General features: G+C 73.5%; 16 protein-coding genes. 1 reads left to right on the forward strand and 15 read right to left on the reverse strand.

Annotated features, from left to right (window positions below):
• Nucleotides 1-496: 496 nt before the first annotated feature.
• Both AC067U_RS07955 and AC067U_RS07960 read right to left on the reverse strand, forming a co-directional pair.
• Nucleotides 497-1,801 (reverse strand): WxL domain-containing protein, encoded by a 1,305-nt coding sequence (locus tag AC067U_RS07955; protein WP_478828768.1) that lies wholly within the window; start codon nucleotides 1,799-1,801, stop codon nucleotides 497-499.
• A gap of 85 nt (nucleotides 1,802-1,886) precedes the next feature.
• On the reverse strand, nucleotides 1,887-2,948 hold the full coding sequence (locus AC067U_RS07960; protein WP_478828947.1) for a GlxA family transcriptional regulator: 1,062 nt from the start codon (nucleotides 2,946-2,948) through the stop codon (nucleotides 1,887-1,889).
• A gap of 106 nt (nucleotides 2,949-3,054) precedes the next feature.
• Here AC067U_RS07960 and AC067U_RS07965 point away from each other — a divergent pair, with 106 nt between their 5' ends.
• Complete coding sequence (locus tag AC067U_RS07965; protein ID WP_478828769.1) at nucleotides 3,055-4,377, forward strand: MFS transporter; 1,323 nt, start codon at nucleotides 3,055-3,057, stop codon at nucleotides 4,375-4,377.
• 528 nt (nucleotides 4,378-4,905) lie between these two features.
• On the opposite strand, the gene AC067U_RS07970 is transcribed toward AC067U_RS07965, so the two are convergent.
• The 13 genes from AC067U_RS07970 to hrcA form a co-directional block, all read right to left on the reverse strand.
• Nucleotides 4,906-5,259, reverse strand: coding sequence for a cytidine deaminase (locus tag AC067U_RS07970; RefSeq protein WP_478828770.1), 354 nt, complete (start codon nucleotides 5,257-5,259; stop codon nucleotides 4,906-4,908).
• Between the two features lie 62 nt (nucleotides 5,260-5,321).
• Nucleotides 5,322-5,981 carry a hypothetical protein gene (locus AC067U_RS07975; protein WP_478828771.1) on the reverse strand — a complete coding sequence of 220 codons (660 nt, stop codon included), beginning with the start codon at nucleotides 5,979-5,981 and terminating at the stop codon, nucleotides 5,322-5,324.
• A 99-nt stretch (nucleotides 5,982-6,080) separates the two neighbouring features.
• Nucleotides 6,081-6,437 (reverse strand): MmcQ/YjbR family DNA-binding protein, encoded by a 357-nt coding sequence (locus tag AC067U_RS07980; RefSeq protein ID WP_478828772.1) that lies wholly within the window; start codon nucleotides 6,435-6,437, stop codon nucleotides 6,081-6,083.
• Complete coding sequence (locus AC067U_RS07985) at nucleotides 6,434-7,738, reverse strand: hemolysin family protein (RefSeq protein ID WP_478828773.1); 1,305 nt, start codon at nucleotides 7,736-7,738, stop codon at nucleotides 6,434-6,436. Before AC067U_RS07985 ends, AC067U_RS07980 begins: the two co-directional genes overlap by 4 nt.
• A complete protein-coding gene (gene ybeY / locus AC067U_RS07990) occupies nucleotides 7,735-8,232 on the reverse strand; it encodes an rRNA maturation RNase YbeY (RefSeq protein ID WP_478828774.1) in 498 nt (165 codons plus the stop codon). The genes AC067U_RS07985 and ybeY overlap by 4 nt, the downstream gene beginning before the upstream one ends.
• Nucleotides 8,233-8,244: 12 nt before the next feature.
• Nucleotides 8,245-9,264: a PhoH family protein gene (locus tag AC067U_RS07995; RefSeq protein ID WP_478828775.1), complete on the reverse strand. Its 1,020-nt coding sequence runs from the start codon at nucleotides 9,262-9,264 to the stop codon at nucleotides 8,245-8,247.
• 137 nt (nucleotides 9,265-9,401) lie between these two features.
• On the reverse strand, nucleotides 9,402-10,532 hold the full coding sequence (locus tag AC067U_RS08000; protein ID WP_478828776.1) for a carbohydrate kinase family protein: 1,131 nt from the start codon (nucleotides 10,530-10,532) through the stop codon (nucleotides 9,402-9,404).
• 237 nt (nucleotides 10,533-10,769) lie between these two features.
• Nucleotides 10,770-11,675 carry a ribonuclease Z gene (locus AC067U_RS08005; RefSeq protein ID WP_478828777.1) on the reverse strand — a complete coding sequence of 302 codons (906 nt, stop codon included), beginning with the start codon at nucleotides 11,673-11,675 and terminating at the stop codon, nucleotides 10,770-10,772.
• 79 nt (nucleotides 11,676-11,754) lie between these two features.
• On the reverse strand, nucleotides 11,755-12,114 hold the full coding sequence (locus AC067U_RS08010) for a histidine triad nucleotide-binding protein (RefSeq protein WP_478828778.1): 360 nt from the start codon (nucleotides 12,112-12,114) through the stop codon (nucleotides 11,755-11,757).
• Between the two features lie 116 nt (nucleotides 12,115-12,230).
• Entirely contained in the window at nucleotides 12,231-12,977 is a 747-nt protein-coding gene (locus AC067U_RS08015; protein ID WP_478828779.1) for a 16S rRNA (uracil(1498)-N(3))-methyltransferase, read from the reverse strand.
• Nucleotides 12,974-14,062: a nitronate monooxygenase gene (locus AC067U_RS08020; protein ID WP_478828780.1), complete on the reverse strand. Its 1,089-nt coding sequence runs from the start codon at nucleotides 14,060-14,062 to the stop codon at nucleotides 12,974-12,976. The genes AC067U_RS08015 and AC067U_RS08020 overlap by 4 nt, the downstream gene beginning before the upstream one ends.
• Nucleotides 14,063-14,186: 124 nt before the next feature.
• Nucleotides 14,187-15,326, reverse strand: coding sequence for a molecular chaperone DnaJ (gene dnaJ / locus AC067U_RS08025; RefSeq protein ID WP_478828781.1), 1,140 nt, complete (start codon nucleotides 15,324-15,326; stop codon nucleotides 14,187-14,189).
• On the reverse strand, nucleotides 15,327-16,343 hold the full coding sequence (hrcA, locus tag AC067U_RS08030; protein ID WP_478828782.1) for a heat-inducible transcriptional repressor HrcA: 1,017 nt from the start codon (nucleotides 16,341-16,343) through the stop codon (nucleotides 15,327-15,329). It abuts the gene before it with no gap.
• Nucleotides 16,344-16,519 lie beyond the last annotated feature (176 nt).

The following is a 16,519-nucleotide window of genomic DNA, read 5'->3' on the forward strand; positions in this document are numbered from 1 at the left end:
TGCTGCACGGCGATGCCCTGCGGGGTGCGCTGCGCGGCCTCCTCCCCGGCGACGACGGCACCGGGGTGGTCGCCGGGTTCGGCCCGCTCGGGAACCTCGACGGTGAAGGGGACCTGCAGCGTGCTGCGGGGCGGCAGGGTGACCCGGTCCCGGCCGAGCCGGATCCAGGCGCCGGTGGCGCGGCGCGGTTCTTCGGGGCCGCGGACGGCGAAGCCGCCGTCCCGGGCCGTGTTGTGGGCGTCGGCGGCGTAGAGGCGGAGGGTGAGGGGCCGGTCGGTGCGGTTGGTGAGGGTGACGGCGTCGGTGACCGTCCCGCCGGGCGCCGTCGCCAGGTAGAAGTACGGCCGCTGCCCGGCCGCGGTGGCTGAGGGCAGTACGGCCCACTGGCCGTTGTCCGCGGCCGCGGCCGTCCCGGCGGGGCCGAGGAACACGGCGGCCAGCGCCGTCAGCAGGGCCGCGAGGACGCCGAGGGCCCCGAGTCGCGGTAGCCGGCCGTTCAAGACAGGGTCAGCGTCAGGGTGGCCGTGTACGCGCCGGGCGGTGCGTACGGCGGGACCTGGAGGGTGACCCCGGCGTCCACCGTGAAGGTGCCGCCGACCGCCTCGCCGTCCGGGGTCGAGGCGAGGACGGCGCCCTCCGGGCCGACCGTGCCGGGGCTGCCCGGGGCACAGGCGGCGGTGCTGCCGGGGGCGGTGGCGCAGGCCGGGGTCCAGGTGAGGGAGGCGCCGGGGATGCGGTGTCCGCCGGGTCCGGAGAAGTCGGTGACCTTGCCGACCAGGGACCAGCCGGCCGGGCCGCCGCGGGCGTCCTTCACCGTGACGGTGCCGATCTTCCCGGCCGCGCCGCCGCCCTCGCCGTACGGGACGGCGCCCAGGGCGATGTCCTCGCCCTCCTGGGTCATGGACAGGCCGCCCGGTTCGACGGTGGCGGTGATCCGCTGGGTCGCGGGCGGGAGGGGCACGGCTTCGACGACTCCGTAGGCGGCCGGCCCGGAGCCCTTGGCCGCCGTCCAGGCGAGGCCTTCCCAGGCGACCACGGCGGTGGTGGCCCGGTCGCCGACGGCCAGGTCCGCGGTGAGGAACCCGCGGTCGTCGGCGGTGGCCCTGACCCGGTCGGCGGTGACCGCGGTGCCGGCCCGCCCGGCCACGGTGACGGCGGCGCCCGGGGTGAAGCCGCCCGCCGTCACCCTCACCCGGTCGCCCGGCCGGCCGCGGGGCGCGTCCAGGGCGACGTACCGCAGGTTGGCGGTGGGTGCCGGGGAGGCAGTGAGGCGGGCGGAGACGGGGACCGGCCCGGCGGGGGTGCAGGTGGTGTCGCCGAGGGCGTATCCGGCCGGGGCGAGGGTGGTCTCGCCGGCGGCGGTGACGGTGAAGGTGCCCGTCATCAGGAAGGTGCCGAGCCGCCCGCCGGCCGGCACCGGGTCGTTGCGCCGGACGCCGGTGACGGTGACCTCGCCGGACTGCGCGCCGGCCAGCCGGAGGGTGCCGGTGGGGGTGAGCACGTCGGCGGGCAGACCGGTGGGCAGCGGGTTCACGGCCGGAGTGCCGGTGACCCGGTAGGTGACGGTGACGGTGTCGCCGACCCGCGGCGCGGGGTTGTCCACGGCGACCACGGCGGTGGTGGGACCGTCGGCGGGCGGTCGTCCCGCCGCCTGCGGAGGCAGGCACTGGGTGGGGAACCCGACCTGGCCGGGCGGCCGTCCGGCGCCGGGACCGTCGGCCGCGGCCGCGCCCATGGCCCCGCTCGCGGCGGCGAGGACGGCCATCCCCGTGGCCGCTCCGGCCCAGTTCCGTCTGCGCATTGCCCCGCCCCCCGGCCGCATCGCCCCACCCCCGGTTCCGCCCGTGCGCCTGTGGGCGCCATTCACGGGCGGGCGGCGGCAGAAGTCAATGCACGGCTCCCCCATCATCTGATGGCCCATCAGTTGGTGGGACGTTGGGAGTTCCTGCGGCACGGAAGGTGCGCCGGTACGCGGTCGGGCTCACCCCGAGCACCGCCTGCATGTGCTTGCGCAGCGACTGGGCGGTGCCGAAGCCGGCCTCCCGGGCCACCCGGTCCATCGACAGGGCGGTGGTCTCCAGCAGGTGCCTGGCCCGGTCGACGCGCTGCAGCACGATCCACCGGCCGGGGCTCACCCCGGCCTCCTCGCGGAACCGGCGGGTGAAGCTCCGTACGGACATCGCCTCCTGACGGGCCATGTCCACCAGCCGCAGCGGCTCGTGCAGCCGGTCCAGCGCCCAGGCGCGGGCCGCGGTGGTGCCGGCCACCCGCGGCTGCGGCACCGGGCGCTCGATGAACTGGGCCTGGCCGCCGTCCCGGTGGGGCGGTACGACGGTCCGCCGGGCCACCTCGTTGGCCACGGCGGCCCCGTGGTCACGGCGCACGATGTGCAGGCAGAGGTCGATGCCGGCGGCGACCCCGGCGGAGGTGAGCACATCGCCGTCGTCGGTGTAGAGCACGTCCGGGTCCACCAGGACCCCGGGAAAGAGCCGTTGGAAATGCGCGGCGGAGGCCCAGTGGGTGGTGGCACGACGGCCGTCGAGGAAACCGGCGGCGGCCAGCACGTAGCCGCCGGTGCAGATGGACACCAGGCGGGTACCGGGGCGGAGGTGCGCGAGGGCACCGGCCAGTTCGGGGGTGAGCCGGCCCTCGTCGTAGACCGGCCCGAGCTCGTAGGAGGCGGGCACGACCACGGTGTCTGCGGTGGCCAGCAGCTCGGGTCCGTGCTCGACGGAGACGGCGAAATCGGCGTCGGTCCGCACCGGGCCGGGGGCCAGCCCGCAGGTGAGGATCTCGTACAGGGGGCGGCCGGCCGCGTCCTTGGCCCGGCCGAAGATCCGGTGCGGGATCCCGAGCTCGAAGGGCAGCAGCCCGGCCAGCGCGAGGACCACCACGCGGTGGGGACGCCCGGCCGTGTGGGCCGGCGGATCCTCGGGAGCGTTCGACATCGGCTTCGGCATCGGAATCGGCTTCGGCATCGCCATGGCCCGATCGTACCGAACACTGTCGGTCAGGCCACTGGAGCGCGGCGCGGCTCCCGTCGAAGCTGGCTGCGTGACCCAGACAGCACCCGCCTCCCCGTCCGCGCCGCCCGTCGGCGAAAAGCGCCCGGCCCGCGTCCACCGCGCCTGGTCCGTGGCCGCCGTGGCCTTCGTGACGATCATCGGCGCGGCGGCCTTCGCCTCGCTCCCCGGCCTGCTCATCGAGCCGTTGCACGCCGAGTTCGACTGGTCGCGCGGCACCATCGGCTTCGCGATCTCGGTCAACCTCGCGCTGTACGGGCTGACCGCGCCGTTCGCGGCCGCCCTGATGGACCGCTTCGGCATCCGCCGGGTGGTGGCCTGTGCGCTGACCGTCATCGCGGCAGGGTCGGTGGCCACGGTGTGGATGACGGCGGCCTGGCAGCTGGTGCTGTTCTGGGGGGTGCTGGTCGGGCTGGGCAGCGGCTCGATGGCACTGGCCTTCGCGGCGACCGTGACCAACCGCTGGTTCACCGCCCGGCGCGGGCTGGTCACCGGCGTCCTGACCGCGGCCGGGGCCTCCGGCCAGCTGGTGTTCCTGCCGCTGCTGTCCTGGCTGGTGAGCGACCACGGCTGGCGGCCCGCCGCGGTGACGGTGGCGCTGACCGCGCTCGCCGTGGTGCCCTTCGTCTGGCTGCTGCTGCGCGACCACCCGGCGGACGTGGGACTGGCCCCGTACGGCGGGGAGTACGCGCCGAAGCCCGAGCCGGTGGCGGGGGCGGCGCGGCGGGCGGTGACGGTGCTCCTCAAGGCGGCGCGGACCGGCCCGTTCTGGCTGCTGGCGGGCACCTTCGCGATCTGCGGCGCCTCCACGAACGGCCTGGTCAGAACGCATTTCGTGCCCGCCGCCCACGACCACGGGATGCCGGTGACGGCGGCCGCCGGGCTGCTCGCGGTGATCGGGGTCTTCGACGTGGTGGGCACCATCGCGTCCGGCTGGTTCACCGACCGGTTCGACGCGCGCCGGCTGCTGGCGGTGTACTACGCGCTGCGCGGGATCTCGCTGCTGTTCCTGCCGGTGCTGCTGGCCCCGGCGGTACACCCGCCGATGATCTTCTTCATCGTCTTCTACGGCCTGGACTGGGTGGCCACCGTGCCGCCGACGATCGCGCTCTGCCGTGAGCAGTACGGAGAGGACAGCGCGATCGTGTTCGGCTGGGTGCTGGCCTCGCACCAGGTGGGTGCGGCCCTTCTGTCCTTCCTGGGCGGGGTGGCGCGGGACGTGTTCGGCTCGTACGACGTGGTCTGGTACGCGTCGGGCGCGCTGTGCGCGGTGGCTGCGCTGATGGCGATGGTCATCCGGCGCCGGCCTTCGGCTGCGCCGGGCAGGGCTGCGGCTGCGGCTGCGGCTGCCTAGCAGGGTGCGGGCCGGCCGGTATCCGGAGCGCGCAGGGCTCCGGCTCGTGCGGGAGCGGGGCTCCGGCTCATCCGGGAGCGGGGCTCCGGCTCGTGCGGGAGCGGGGCTCCGGCTCGTGCGGGAGCGGGGCTCCGGTCTGACCGGAGGACGCGGCTCGGCCGGCCCAGTGAGGGGGCTCCGGCCGGGCGGGGTGCGGTGCCGGGCGGGGGTGTCCCGGTGTGCCCACCCGTCCCGCCCTGCGGGACGCCTGCCCACACCGGGGTGGGACGCCCGCCCGCACCGGGGCGGGACACCCCGCCCGCACCGGGGTGGGACGCCCGCCCACACCGGGGCGGGACACCCCGCCCGCACCGAGGTGGGACGCCCGCCCACACCGGGGCGGGACACCCCGCCCGCACCGAGGTGGGACGCCTGCGCACACCGGGGTGGGACGCCTGCCCACACCGAGGTGGGACGTCTGCGCGCACCGGGGTCGGGCGCCCGGCCGCGCCGGGGGTGGGGTCGGGGCGGCCGGTCACGGTGAGGCGGTCAGCCGGCCTTCGTCGTGGACTTCAGGGTGCCGTCGGGGGCGGCGAGGAGGACCGGGGTGTCCGGGCCGCCCAGGTCGCGGACGGCGGCGCGGTCCGCGTCGGCCGGGGTGTCGGCGGCGCTGACCACGGCCGCGGCCTCCAGGGACTGCGCGCCGCTGGCCACGGCCATGGCGACGGCGGTCTGGAGGGCGCTGAGCTTGAGCGAATCGAGGTCCACCGTGCCCGCCACGTAGGTGCGGCCGGTCTCGTCCCGGACGGCGGCCCCCTCGGGCACCCCGTTCCGGGCCCGGGCGCTGCGCGCCAGCGTGATGATCTTGCTGTCCTCGGGGTCCAGCGCTGTGGTGTCGGTCATGGACGAAAGCATATGGAGCGCCCAGGTCCTGCCGCGCAACGCCCCCGCCCGGCCGGTCGTCCCTAGGCCGCCCGCCCCGTCAGCTTCTTCACGACCAGGCTGGTGAAGGTCTCGAATTCCCTGGCGTCCCACTGGTCGCGGAAGCCGTGCCGGGACGTGGCGATCAGACCGCCCCGGCGGACGAGCACCACGTTCACGTGCGTGGACACGTCGGCGTCGAGGTCCGTGGCCACGGAAAAGCCGTAGCCGCCGTCTCCCGCCGAGGGCGCCACGAACGGTTCGGCGCGCGACGGCAACGGCAGCTGGCTGCCGTCCGCCTCCATGCTGACGGAGAACGCGCCGCACGCGCGCACGGCGCTTTCGACGTCCTTCAGGAACGCGGCCGCGCCGGCCTCGCCGAGTTCGAACACGCTCGTCTCGTACTTCGTCCCCCCGGCGTTCTCGAACACAGCGCCCACGGCCCTTCCCTTCGCCCGCTCCGGCCAGACCCCTTCCGTGAGATCTGCGAGCACCTGGCACTCGGGCTTGTCGGCCGGTGCGGGTCCGGTCTGTGCCGGCGCCCCGCTGACGCCCCAGCCCTCGGGCAGGTCCGCCTCGACGAGGACGGCCTTCGCCGGCGTCCGCGGCGCCGCGGCGTCGCCGGAGCCGCCGTCGTCGCACCCGGCGAGGAGCACGGACGTCATCAGGGCGGCGGTCGCCACCCGGGCCGTACGGACGTACACGGGCACTCCGGGGGATGTCACGTGGTGTGCGGGGTCGCGCCAGCATAAGGGCGCCCCGGCGGGGCCGTGCCACGACCCCGCCGGAGCGCCCACCAGGCCCTACGGGCGGTCGAGCCGCAGCCGCTCCGCGCGCGGGAGGCCCGCGACCACCAGGTCGTAGGAGTCCTCGACGAGCTCGCGCACCATGCGGTCCGGCAGGCTGCCGTCCACCGTCACGGTGTTCCAGTGGCGTTTGTTCAGGTGGTAGCCCGGGGCGATCGCCCCGTGCTCGGCGCGCAGGCGGACCGCTTCCTCCGGGTCGCACTTCAGGCTGATCTTCAGCGGGGCCGAGTCCAGCTGGGACAGCGCGAACATCTTGCCGAGCACCTTGAAGACCGAGGTCTCCGGGGTGAACGGGAACTCCTCGACCGCCGCGTTGAAGCCGAGGCAGAAGGCGCGCAGCTCCGCCGGTGTCATCCCGTCGTCTCCTCCTCGTCGGACGGCGCCGGGACCGGCTCCGTCAGCACCGTGACGATCTTGTTCCGGCGGCCGGCCGGGGACTCCGCGGTGAGCCGCAGCGAGCGGCCGTCGGGCAGCTCCACCAGGGCTGTCGCGCCCGCGATCGGCACCCGGCCCAGCGCCTTCGCCAGCAGGCCGCCGACCGTCTCGACGTCCTCGTCGTCGAAGGCCTCGATGCCGAACAGCTCGCCGAGGTCGGTGATGTCCAGGCGGGCCGTGACCCGGTAGCGGTCCCCGCCCAGGTCCTCCACGGGCGGGAGCTCCCGGTCGTACTCGTCGGTGATCTCGCCGACGATCTCCTCGAGGATGTCCTCGATGGTGACGATGCCGGCGGTGCCGCCGTACTCGTCGATGACGACGGCGACGTGGTTGCGGATCTGCTGCATCTCCCGCAGCAGATCGCCCGCGTTCTTGGTGTCGGGCACGAAGGTCGCCGGCCGCATCGCCGTGGACACCGGGTCGGACTCGGCGGCGCGGTTGATGTGGGTCTTCCGGACGAGGTCCTTCAGGTACACGATCCCGACGATGTCGTCCTCGTTCTCGCCGGTCACCGGGATCCGGGAGAAGCCCGAGCGCAGGGCGAGGGTGGTGGCCTGCCGGATCGTCTTGAACCGCTCGATGACGACCAGGTCGGTCCGCGGCACCATCACCTCGCGGACCAGGGTGTCGCCCAGCTCGAAGACCTGGTGCACCATGCGGCGCTCCTCGTCCTCGATCAGCGATTCCTTCTCCGCCAGGTCGACCATGGCGCGCAGCTCGGCCTCCGAGGCGAAGGGTCCCTTGCGGAAGCCCTTGCCGGGGGTGAGCGCGTTGCCGACGAGGATCAGCAGCTGCGGGATCGGCCCCATGATCCGGGCCAGCGGGACCAGGACGTACGCGGCCGCGGTCGCGGTGTTCAGCGGGTGCTGGCGGCCGATGGTGCGGGGCGAGACACCGACGGCCACGTAGGACACCAGCACCATCACGGCGATCGCGACGAGCAGCGCCGTCCAGTTGTCGCCGAAGTGGGCCAGGCAGACGTACGTGACGAGCACGCCGGCGGCCATCTCGCAGGTGACCCGGACGAGCAGGGCCACGTTGACGTAGCGGGTGGGGTCGGCGGCGACCTGGGCCAGCTTGGCGCTGCCGCGCCGGCCCTCCCGTACGGCCTGTTCCGCGCGGAAGCTGGAGACGCGGGCGATGCCCGCCTCCGCGCAGGCCGCCAGCCAGGCGACCATGACCAGCAGGACCGCCCCGGTGATCAGCTGGCCGGGGGTCACGAGACGGTCGGGGCGGGCGAGGGGCCGGTCAGGCCGCGCTCGGCCCGCCAGCCGTCCACGATGGCCGCCTGGAGACCGAACATCTCGGCCTTCTCGTCCGGCTCCTCGTGGTCGTAGCCCAGCAGGTGCAGCACTCCGTGGACGGTGAGCAGTTGGAGCTCCTCGTCCATGGAGTGCCCCGTCGGGGCTTCCTCGCCCTGCTTCTTGGCGACCTCGGGGCAGAGCACGATGTCGCCGAGGAGCCCCTGCGGGGGCTCCTCGTCGTCCTTGGCGGGCGGCCGGAGCTCGTCCATCGGGAAGGACATGACGTCCGTCGGCCCGGGCAGGTCCATCCACTGGATGTGGAGCTGCTCCATCGCGTCGGCGTCGATGACGATGACGGAGAGCTCGGAGAGCGGGTGGATCCGCATCCGGGTGAGCGCGTAGCGGGCGATGTCGAGGATCGCCTGCTCGTCGACCTCGGTTCCGGACTCGTTGTTGACGTCGATCGACATGGTGCTCGGCTGCTACTTCCCGTTTCGGTTGTCGTACTGCTCGTACGCGTCGACGATACGGCCGACGAGCTTGTGCCGTACGACGTCCTGGGAGGTGAGCAGCGAGAAGTGCACGTCCGGGACACCCTCCAGGATGTCCCGCACCTGGCGGAGGCCGGACTTGGTGCCTCCGGGAAGGTCGACCTGGGTGACGTCACCCGTGACGACGATCTTGGAGTCGAAGCCGAGCCGGGTCAGGAACATCTTCATCTGCTCGGGGTTCGTGTTCTGCGCCTCGTCGAGGATGATGAACGCGTCATTGAGCGTCCTTCCCCGCATGTAGGCGAGCGGGGCGACCTCGATGGTGCCCGCCGCCATGAGCCGCGGAATGGAATCCGGGTCGAGCATGTCGTGCAGTGCGTCGTACAGCGGGCGCAGGTACGGGTCGATCTTCTCGTAGAGCGTGCCGGGCAGGAAGCCGAGCCGCTCACCCGCCTCGACGGCGGGCCGGGTGAGGATGATCCGGCTGATCTGCTTGGACTGCAGGGCCTGGACCGCCTTGGCCATGGCGAGGTAGGTCTTGCCGGTACCGGCGGGACCGATGCCGAAGACGATCGTGTGCTTGTCGATCGCGTCGACGTACCGCTTCTGGTTGAGGGTCTTGGGGCGGATGGTGCGGCCGCGGTTGGAAAGGATGTTCTGGGTGAGTACCTCGGCGGGCGTCTCCTGCGTGCCGCCGCCGTTCTCGCTCGCCTGGAGCATCGCGATCGACCGTTCCACTGCGTCCTCCGTCATCGGCTGCCCGGTGCGGAGCACCAGCATCATCTGGTCGAACAGGCGCTGGATCAGGGCGACGTCCTTGGCGTCGCCGACCGCGCTGATCTCGTTTCCCCGGACGTGGATGTCAGCCTGCGGGAAGGCGTTCTCGATCACGCGCAGCAGGGAATCGCCCGAGCCGAGCACCGTCACCATCGGGTGCTTGGCCGGAACACTGAATTCGGCGCGTGCCTGCCCCGGCAGGAGCGGGGTCCGGTCTGTGGTCTTCTGCGTCATGGGCCGGCCCTGTGGCCTGCACATACCTCCCGTTGCGGGGTCTCGCCAGTCGACGACCTCTGGACTACCAAGGGTACGACGCGCCCGGGTGTCGCCCGAGGGGTTTTCCCCGCGGCCCCGGCGGCGTACGCGCCCGGCTACGCGGAGTGCCGGAACCCGATCGTGGGCACCGCCCGCCGCCGCACCGAGGCACCGGCCGGTACGGCGGGGAGGTCGGCCCGCCCCAGGAGCTCCTCGCCGAGCAGGCCCTCCAGGAAGGCGTAGCGCGCCGGGTGCTCCGGCCGGGAGCGCCACCAGTGGGCGACCTCCTCCCAGCCCGGGGCGGACAGCGAGCCGCCGAACTCCTGCACCGACAGGGCGGCGGTCAGGCCCGCGAAGGCCAGCCGGTCGGCCAGCGGCCAGCCGGCCAGGGTGCCGGTGACGAACCCGGCGACGTACACGTCTCCGGCGCCCGTCGGGTCGAGGGCGTCGACGGTGATCCCCGGCATCTCCGCCGTCTCCCCGGTACGGCCGTCCACCGCGTACGAGCCCTCCGCGCCGAGGGTGACCACGGCGATCGGCACCCGCTCGGCCAGCGCCCGGGCGGCCGCGCGCGGGCAGTCGGTGCGGGTGTACCGCATGGCCTCCCCCGCGTTCGGGAGGAACGCCTCGCAGTGCTCCAGGTCCACCAGGGCGTCCAGGTCCCAGACACCGCTCTCGTCCCAGCCGACGTCGGCGAAGACCCGGGCCCCCCGGCCGGCCGCCTCGGCGATCCACCGCTCGTGGCGGCCGGGCACCAGCGAGGCCACCGCGGCACGGGCGCGCGGCGGGCCGTCGGGGAAGGGCACGGGCGCCGGGGTGGTCCCGTCGGCCTGGCCGGGGGCGGCACCGGTGCCGGGGGCGGGGGGTGCCTCGTGCCCGTGCGAGACCATCGTGCGCTCCCCGTCGTAGGCCATGGAGACCGTGACGGGGCTGTGCCAGCCGGGCACGGTCCGGGACCTGGACAGGTCGATGCCCTCGCCCTGTTCGAGGGCGTCCCAGCAGTACTCGCCGTAGTGGTCGTCGCCGAACGCGGCGGCCAGCGAGGTGCGCAGCCCGAGCCGGGCCAGGGCGGTGGCCATGTTGGCCACCCCGCCGGGGCTGGAGCCCATGCCGCGCGCCCAGGACTCCGTACCGATCACGGGCGCGGAGTCCAGGCCGGTGAAGATGATGTCGAGGAAGACCGTGCCGGTCAGGAAGACGTCGCAGTCGGGGTCCCGCGGGGTGCGCAGCGCGGCCAGCGGGTCCACCGGGACCGCCCGCGGGACCGCGTGTGATCCGCGCGGGGCTCCGTGGGATCCGTGGGCTCCGTGGGCTCCGTCTCCGCTGCTCCGACCGGTCACTTCGGCTCCCCCTTCTCGACGGAAAGCTGTCAGCCATGCCCGCCCGCCGGCGGCGCAAAACCAGTGTGTACCGGATCCGGCCGGAAATGCTCTTCCCGGTCACCGGGACGCACCCGGAAGGCGCGGGCGGGAAGGGCGATGTGACTACCGGCGCTTGGGGAACGGGACGTGCATCAGGTCGGCGGCGATGGTGAGGTCGGCTTCGAAGCCGGCCCGGCGGGCCTGGAGCTCGAACTCGGCGGGGTCCCCGTAGCGCTGCGAGAAGTGGGTGAGCACCAGGTGCCGGACGCCGGCGTCGCGGGCGATGCGGGCGGCCTGGCCGGCCGTCAGGTGGCCGTGCTCCACGGCGAGGTGCTCGTCCTCGTCCAGGAAGGTGGACTCGATGACCAGCATGTCGCAGTCCTGGGCGAGTTCGGCCGCGCCGGAGCAGAGCCCGGTGTCCATGACGAAGGCGAAGCTCTGCCCGCGGCGGAGCTCGCTGACCTGCTCCAGGGTGATGCCGTTCAGCACGCCCTCGCGCCGGATCCGGCCGACGTCCGGGCCGGTGATCCCGTGCCGCGCGAGGAGTTCGGGCAGCATCCGGCGGCCGTCGGGCTCGGTGAGCCGGTAGCCGAAGGATTCCACCGGGTGGGAGAGCCGGCGGGCCTCCAGCACGTAGGAGGGCCCGGTGGCGAGGACCCCGTCCCCGGTCACCGGCTCCTCGTCGAGCAGGACGGTCTCGCGGTACGCGGTGGCGTACCGGAGCCGGTCGAAGAACTTCTGCCCGGAGGCCGGGTAGTGCGCCGCGACGGGGTGCGGGACCCGGTCGAGGTTGATCCGCTGGATCACCCCGGCGAGGCCGAGGCTGTGGTCGCCGTGGAAGTGCGTGACGCAGATCCGGTTGATGTCGTGCGCGGCCACGCCGGCCCGCAGCATCTGGCGCTGGGTGCCCTCGCCCGGGTCGAAGAGGATGCCCTCGCCGTCCCAGCGCAGCAGATACCCGTTGTGGTTGCGGTGGCGCGTGGGCACCTGGCTGGCGGTGCCGAGGACGACGAATTCACGTGCGGACATGCCTGATTCCTACGCAGGTTTCCGGCCTCGCGGCCATTTCTTTTCGGCGCGCGGCCCGGGCCGCGCGCCCGGAGGGGACCTATCCGGGGGGCCAGGCGAAGCCGCGGCCGCCCAGCACGTGCGCGTGGGCGTGCCACACCGTCTGGCCGGCGCCGGTGCCGGTGTTGAACACGATCCGGTAGCCGTGCTCGTCCACCTTCTCCAGCGCGGCGACCTCTCCGGCCTCGCGCAGCACGTCCGCCATGGCCTGCGGGTCGCCGGAGGCGAGGTCCGCGGCGTCCCGGTAGTGCACCTTGGGGATCACCAGCACATGGGTGGGCGCCTGGGGGTTTATGTCGCGGAAGGCGACGGTGGTGTCGGTCTCGCGGACGATCGTCGCGGGCACCTCACCCGTGACGATCTTGCAGAACAGGCAGTCCGCCTGCGGTTCCCCGGCCATGGCCGTCGCCTCCCGTGCTCCTGGTCGTGGTCCTGTGGTCCTGGTCGTGATCCGATCGCCGGCGCGCGTACCCGCGCGGCCGTGTGATCACTTCCCGTCGCATCGTATCGGGCGGGTCACGCCCAGCGGCCGGTACGGGCCAGCAGTACGGCGACCGCTGCGGTGCCGGCCGTCGAGGTGCGCAGCACGGAGCGGCCCAGCCGGTACGGCCGGGCGCCGGCCTCCGCGAACACGGCGAGCTCCTCGGGGGAGACGCCGCCCTCGGGGCCGACGACCAGCACGACCGAACCGGCCTGCGGGAGTGCGGCCGTGGCGAGCGCTCCGGAGGGGGTGTCGCGGTCCTCGTGGAGGACCACCGCCAGGTCGGCCCCGGCCAGCAGCGCCGCCACCTGCTTGGTGGACATCGCCTCGGTCACCTCGGGGAAGCGGACCCGGCGGGACTGCTTGCCCGCCTCGCGGGCCGTGGCCCGCCATTTGGCCAGCGACTTGGCACCGCGGTCGCCGCGCCACTGGGTGATGCAGCGCGAGGCCTGCCAGGGCACGATCGCGTCCACGCCCGTCTCGGTCATGGTCTCGACGGCCAGTTCGCCCCGGTCGCCCTTGGGCAGGGCCTGGACCACCGTGATCCGGACCTCCGGCTCGGGCTCCTCCCCGATGGCCCCCAGGTCCATGACGACCAGCCGGTCCTTGCCCTCGGCGGCCTTGACCACGCCCTCCGTCCAGTGGCCGCGCCCGTCGGTGAGGACCACGTCCTCGCCGGGGTTCAGCCGCTTCACGGACACCGCGTGGCGGCCTTCCGGGCCGTCCAGCACGAACTCCGGTCCCGCCGGGACCTCTTCGACCACGAACACCGGGGCCGTCATGACGCACTCCTTCTCCGCACCGCCTGCAACGCGCTCTGCGCCTCGGCCACTTCGGCCGCCAGGACCTCCACCAGCTGCCCGGCCGGCAGCGACCGCGCCTGCCGGTGACCCTGGCCCGCCCACAGTGCCATGCCCTGTGGGTCGCCTGCCTCCGCCGCCGCCCTGCGCAGCCCCGAGGTCAGGTGGTGGACCTGGGGGTAGGCGGCCGGCGCGTACGGTCCGTGCTCCCGCATGAACCGGTTGGCCAGGCCGCGGGCCGGACGTCCGGAGAACGCCCGGGTGAGTTCCGTACGGGTGAACAGCGGGTCGGTCAGGGCCTTCTTGTGCAGGGCGTGGGCCCCCGACTCGGGGCAGGCCAGGAAGGCCGTGCCGAGCTGGGCGGCGTCCGCGCCGGCCGCGAGCACCCCGGCGATCTGCGAGCCGCGCATCAGCCCGCCCGCCGCGACCATGGGCAGCGCGACCGCCTCGCGGACCTGGCCGACCAGTGCGAGCAGGCCGGTGCCGGTGCCGTCGGCGTTCGGGTCGTCGCGGTGGGTGCCCTGGTGGCCGCCCGCCTCGATGCCCTGGACGCAGAGGGCGTCGGCGCCGGCGTCCTGGGCGGCGCGGGCCTCGGCGACCGAGGTGACCGTGACCATGGTGAACGTACCGACCCGGCGCAGACAGGTGAGGGCGGACGGCGAGGGGCAGCCGAAGGTGAAGGAGACCACCGGGACCGGGTCCTCCAGCAGAATGGCCAGTTTCGCGTCGTACGCGTCGTCGGTGGTGCCGGCGGTGTCCTCCGCGGCGAGCGAGACCTCGTACCAGCCGGCCTCGCCGGCCAGCTGTCCCCGGTAGACCTCGACCGCGGCCGGGTCGGCGGGCCCGTACTGCGGGAGGAAGAGGTTGACGCCGAACGGCCGCCGGGTGAGCCCGCGGAGCAGCTTGATCTCCTGGTACATGCCGTCGGCGGTCTTGTAGCCGCCGGCCAGGAATCCCAGCCCGCCGGCTTCGCAGACGGCGGCGGCGAGCGGCGGGCAGGACGCTCCGCCCGCCATGGGGGCCTGCACGATCGGGTACTGGTGAAGACCGTTCGGTGCGGAGGACATGAGCTGCATCGTGCCACGTCCCCCGCACCTCAACGAATCGCTCCATTCGCCTGGCATAGTCCGGTTGTGCAACCGGCCAGGCGCCGCGCCGCGGTACGGAAAACCCGCGGCGGCGGCAGGCGGCTCAGCGGCCGTTGAAAGCGTCCTTGAGCCGGCTGAACAGGCCCTGCTGGCCCGGCGCGAACTGACCCATCGGCCGCTCCTCGCCGCGCAGCTTCGCCAGCTGCCGCAGCAGGTCCTCCTGCTGGGCGTCCAGCTTCCCCGGGGTCTGCACCTCGACGTGGACGATCAGATCGCCCCGCCCGCCGCCGCGCAGGTGGGTGACACCGCGGCCGTGCAGCGGGATCGACTGGCCGGACTGGGTGCCGGGCCGGATGTCGACCTCCTCCATGCCGTCGAGGGTCTCCAGCGGGCACTTGGTGCCCAGCGCGGCCGCGGTCATCGGGATGGTCACCGTGCAGTGCAGGTCGTCACCGCGCCGCTGGAACACCTGGTGCGGCAGCTCGTGGATCTCCACGTACAGGTCGCCGGCGGGGCCGCCGCCGGGGCCGACCTCGCCCTCGCCGGAGAGCTGGATCCGGGTGCCGTTCTCCACGCCCGCCGGGATCTTGACCGTCAGGTTGCGGCGGGACCGGACCCGGCCGTCGCCCGCGCACTCGGGGCACGGGGTCGGGACCACGGTGCCGAAGCCCTGGCACTGCGGGCAGGGACGCGAGGTCATGACCTGGCCGAGGAAGGACCGGGTCACCTGGGACACCTCGCCGCGGCCGCGGCACATGTCACAGGTCTGCGCGGAGGTGCCGGGCGCGGCGCCCTCGCCGGAGCAGGTGGTGCAGACGACCGCCGTGTCGACCTGGATGTCCTTGGTCGTGCCGAAGGCGGCCTCGTCCAGCTCCAGGTCGAGGCGGATCATCGCGTCCTGGCCGCGCCGGGTGCGCGAGCGCGGACCGCGCTGGGACGCCTGCCCGAAGAAGGCGTCCATGATGTCCGAGAAGTTGCCGAAGCCACCGGCCCCGAAGCCGCCCGCGCCACCGCCGCCGCCGGAGGCGGACAGCGGGTCGCCGCCGAGGTCGTAGACCTGCTTCTTCTGCGGGTCCGACAGCACCTCGTACGCGGCGTTGATCTCCTTGAAACGCTCCTGCGTCTTGGGATCGGGGTTCACGTCCGGGTGGAGCTCACGGGCGAGCTTGCGGAACGCCTTCTTGATCTCGTCCTGCGATGCGTCGCGGCGCACGCCGAGTACGGCGTAGTAGTCCGTGGCCACTTACGACTCCGCCAGGATCTGTCCGACGTAACGTGCCACTGCGCGTACCGCTCCCATCGTTCCGGGGTAGTCCATGCGGGTCGGGCCGACCACGCCGAGTTTGGCGACTGTTTCGCCGCCCGAACCGTAGCCGACCGAGACCACCGACGTGGAGTTGAGTCCTTCGTAGGCGTTCTCGTGGCCGATGCGTACGGTCATCCCCGACTCGTTGACCTCGCCGAGGAGCTTGAGGAGCACGACCTGCTCCTCGAGTGCCTCCAGCACCGGCCGGATGGTCAGGGGGAAATCGTGTCCGAAGCGGGTGAGATTGGCGGTGCCGCCGATCATCAGCCGCTCCTCGGTCTCCTCGACCAGGGTTTCGAGGAGGGTGGCGAGTACCGTCTGGACCGTCGTCCGGTCCTCGGTCTCGAAGGATTCCGGCAGGTCCTGCACCAGCTGCGGCACGTCGGCGAAGCGACGGCCGACGACCTTGCCGTTGAGCCGGGCCCGCAGGTCCGCGAGGGACTGCTCGCCGAACGGCGTGGGGCAGTCGACCATGCGCTGCTCGACCCGCCCGGTGTCGGTGATCAGGACCAGCATCAGGCGGGCCGGGGCGAGCAGGAGCAGCTCCACGTGCCGGACGGTGGAGCGGGTCAGCGACGGGTACTGGACGACGGCCACCTGACGGGTCAGCTGCGCGAGCAGCCGTACGGTCCGGCCGACGACGTCGTCGAGGTCCACGGCCCCGTCGAGGAAGTTCTGGATGGCGCGCCGCTCGGGCGTCGACAGCGGCTTGACCCCGGCCAGCTTGTCGACGAACAGGCGGTAGCCCTTGTCGGTGGGAATGCGGCCGGCGCTGGTGTGGGGCTGCGCGATGTAGCCCTCCTCCTCCAGCACGGCCATGTCGTTGCGCACGGTGGCGGGCGAGACACCCAGCTGGTGACGCTCGGTGAGCGCCTTGGAGCCGACCGGCTCCTCCGTCCCGACGTAGTCCTGGACGATGGCGCGCAGCACCTCGAGTCTGCGTTCGCTGAGCATCGCGTGCCACCTCCAGCTGTGAGCGTCCCGCTGCGGTCCGTGATTGGCACTCACGCGGTGCGAGTGCCAGAGATCCCCCCGGTCAGTGTACGGCGGGCAGGTGTGTCCGAGGCAAGGGAGCCCGGCGCGGCACTCGTCACGCTCGCCCCGTCCGGGCGCCTTCCCGCCCACCCGTC

It is taken from the genome of Streptomyces sp. NPDC043853 (assembly GCF_056436025.1).

Coding starts and splice junctions, on each gene's coding strand:
- AC067U_RS08010 (WP_478828778.1), bottom strand. CDS start 12,114: ATGGCCGGGGAACCGCAGGCGGACTGCCTGTTCTGCAAGATCGTCACG.
- AC067U_RS07980 (WP_478828772.1), bottom strand. CDS start 6,437: ATGACACCGGCGGAGCTGCGCGCCTTCTGCCTCGGCTTCAACGCGGCG.
- AC067U_RS07955 (WP_478828768.1), bottom strand. CDS start 1,801: ATGCGCAGACGGAACTGGGCCGGAGCGGCCACGGGGATGGCCGTCCTC.
- hrcA (WP_478828782.1), bottom strand. CDS start 16,343: ATGCTCAGCGAACGCAGACTCGAGGTGCTGCGCGCCATCGTCCAGGAC.
- AC067U_RS07960 (WP_478828947.1), bottom strand. CDS start 2,948: ATGTCGAACGCTCCCGAGGATCCGCCGGCCCACACGGCCGGGCGTCCC.
- AC067U_RS07970 (WP_478828770.1), bottom strand. CDS start 5,259: ATGACCGACACCACAGCGCTGGACCCCGAGGACAGCAAGATCATCACG.
- AC067U_RS08005 (WP_478828777.1), bottom strand. CDS start 11,675: ATGTCCGCACGTGAATTCGTCGTCCTCGGCACCGCCAGCCAGGTGCCC.
- AC067U_RS07995 (WP_478828775.1), bottom strand. CDS start 9,264: ATGACGCAGAAGACCACAGACCGGACCCCGCTCCTGCCGGGGCAGGCA.
- ybeY (WP_478828774.1), bottom strand. CDS start 8,232: ATGTCGATCGACGTCAACAACGAGTCCGGAACCGAGGTCGACGAGCAG.
- AC067U_RS08020 (WP_478828780.1), bottom strand. CDS start 14,062: ATGTCCTCCGCACCGAACGGTCTTCACCAGTACCCGATCGTGCAGGCC.
- AC067U_RS08015 (WP_478828779.1), bottom strand. CDS start 12,977: ATGACGGCCCCGGTGTTCGTGGTCGAAGAGGTCCCGGCGGGACCGGAG.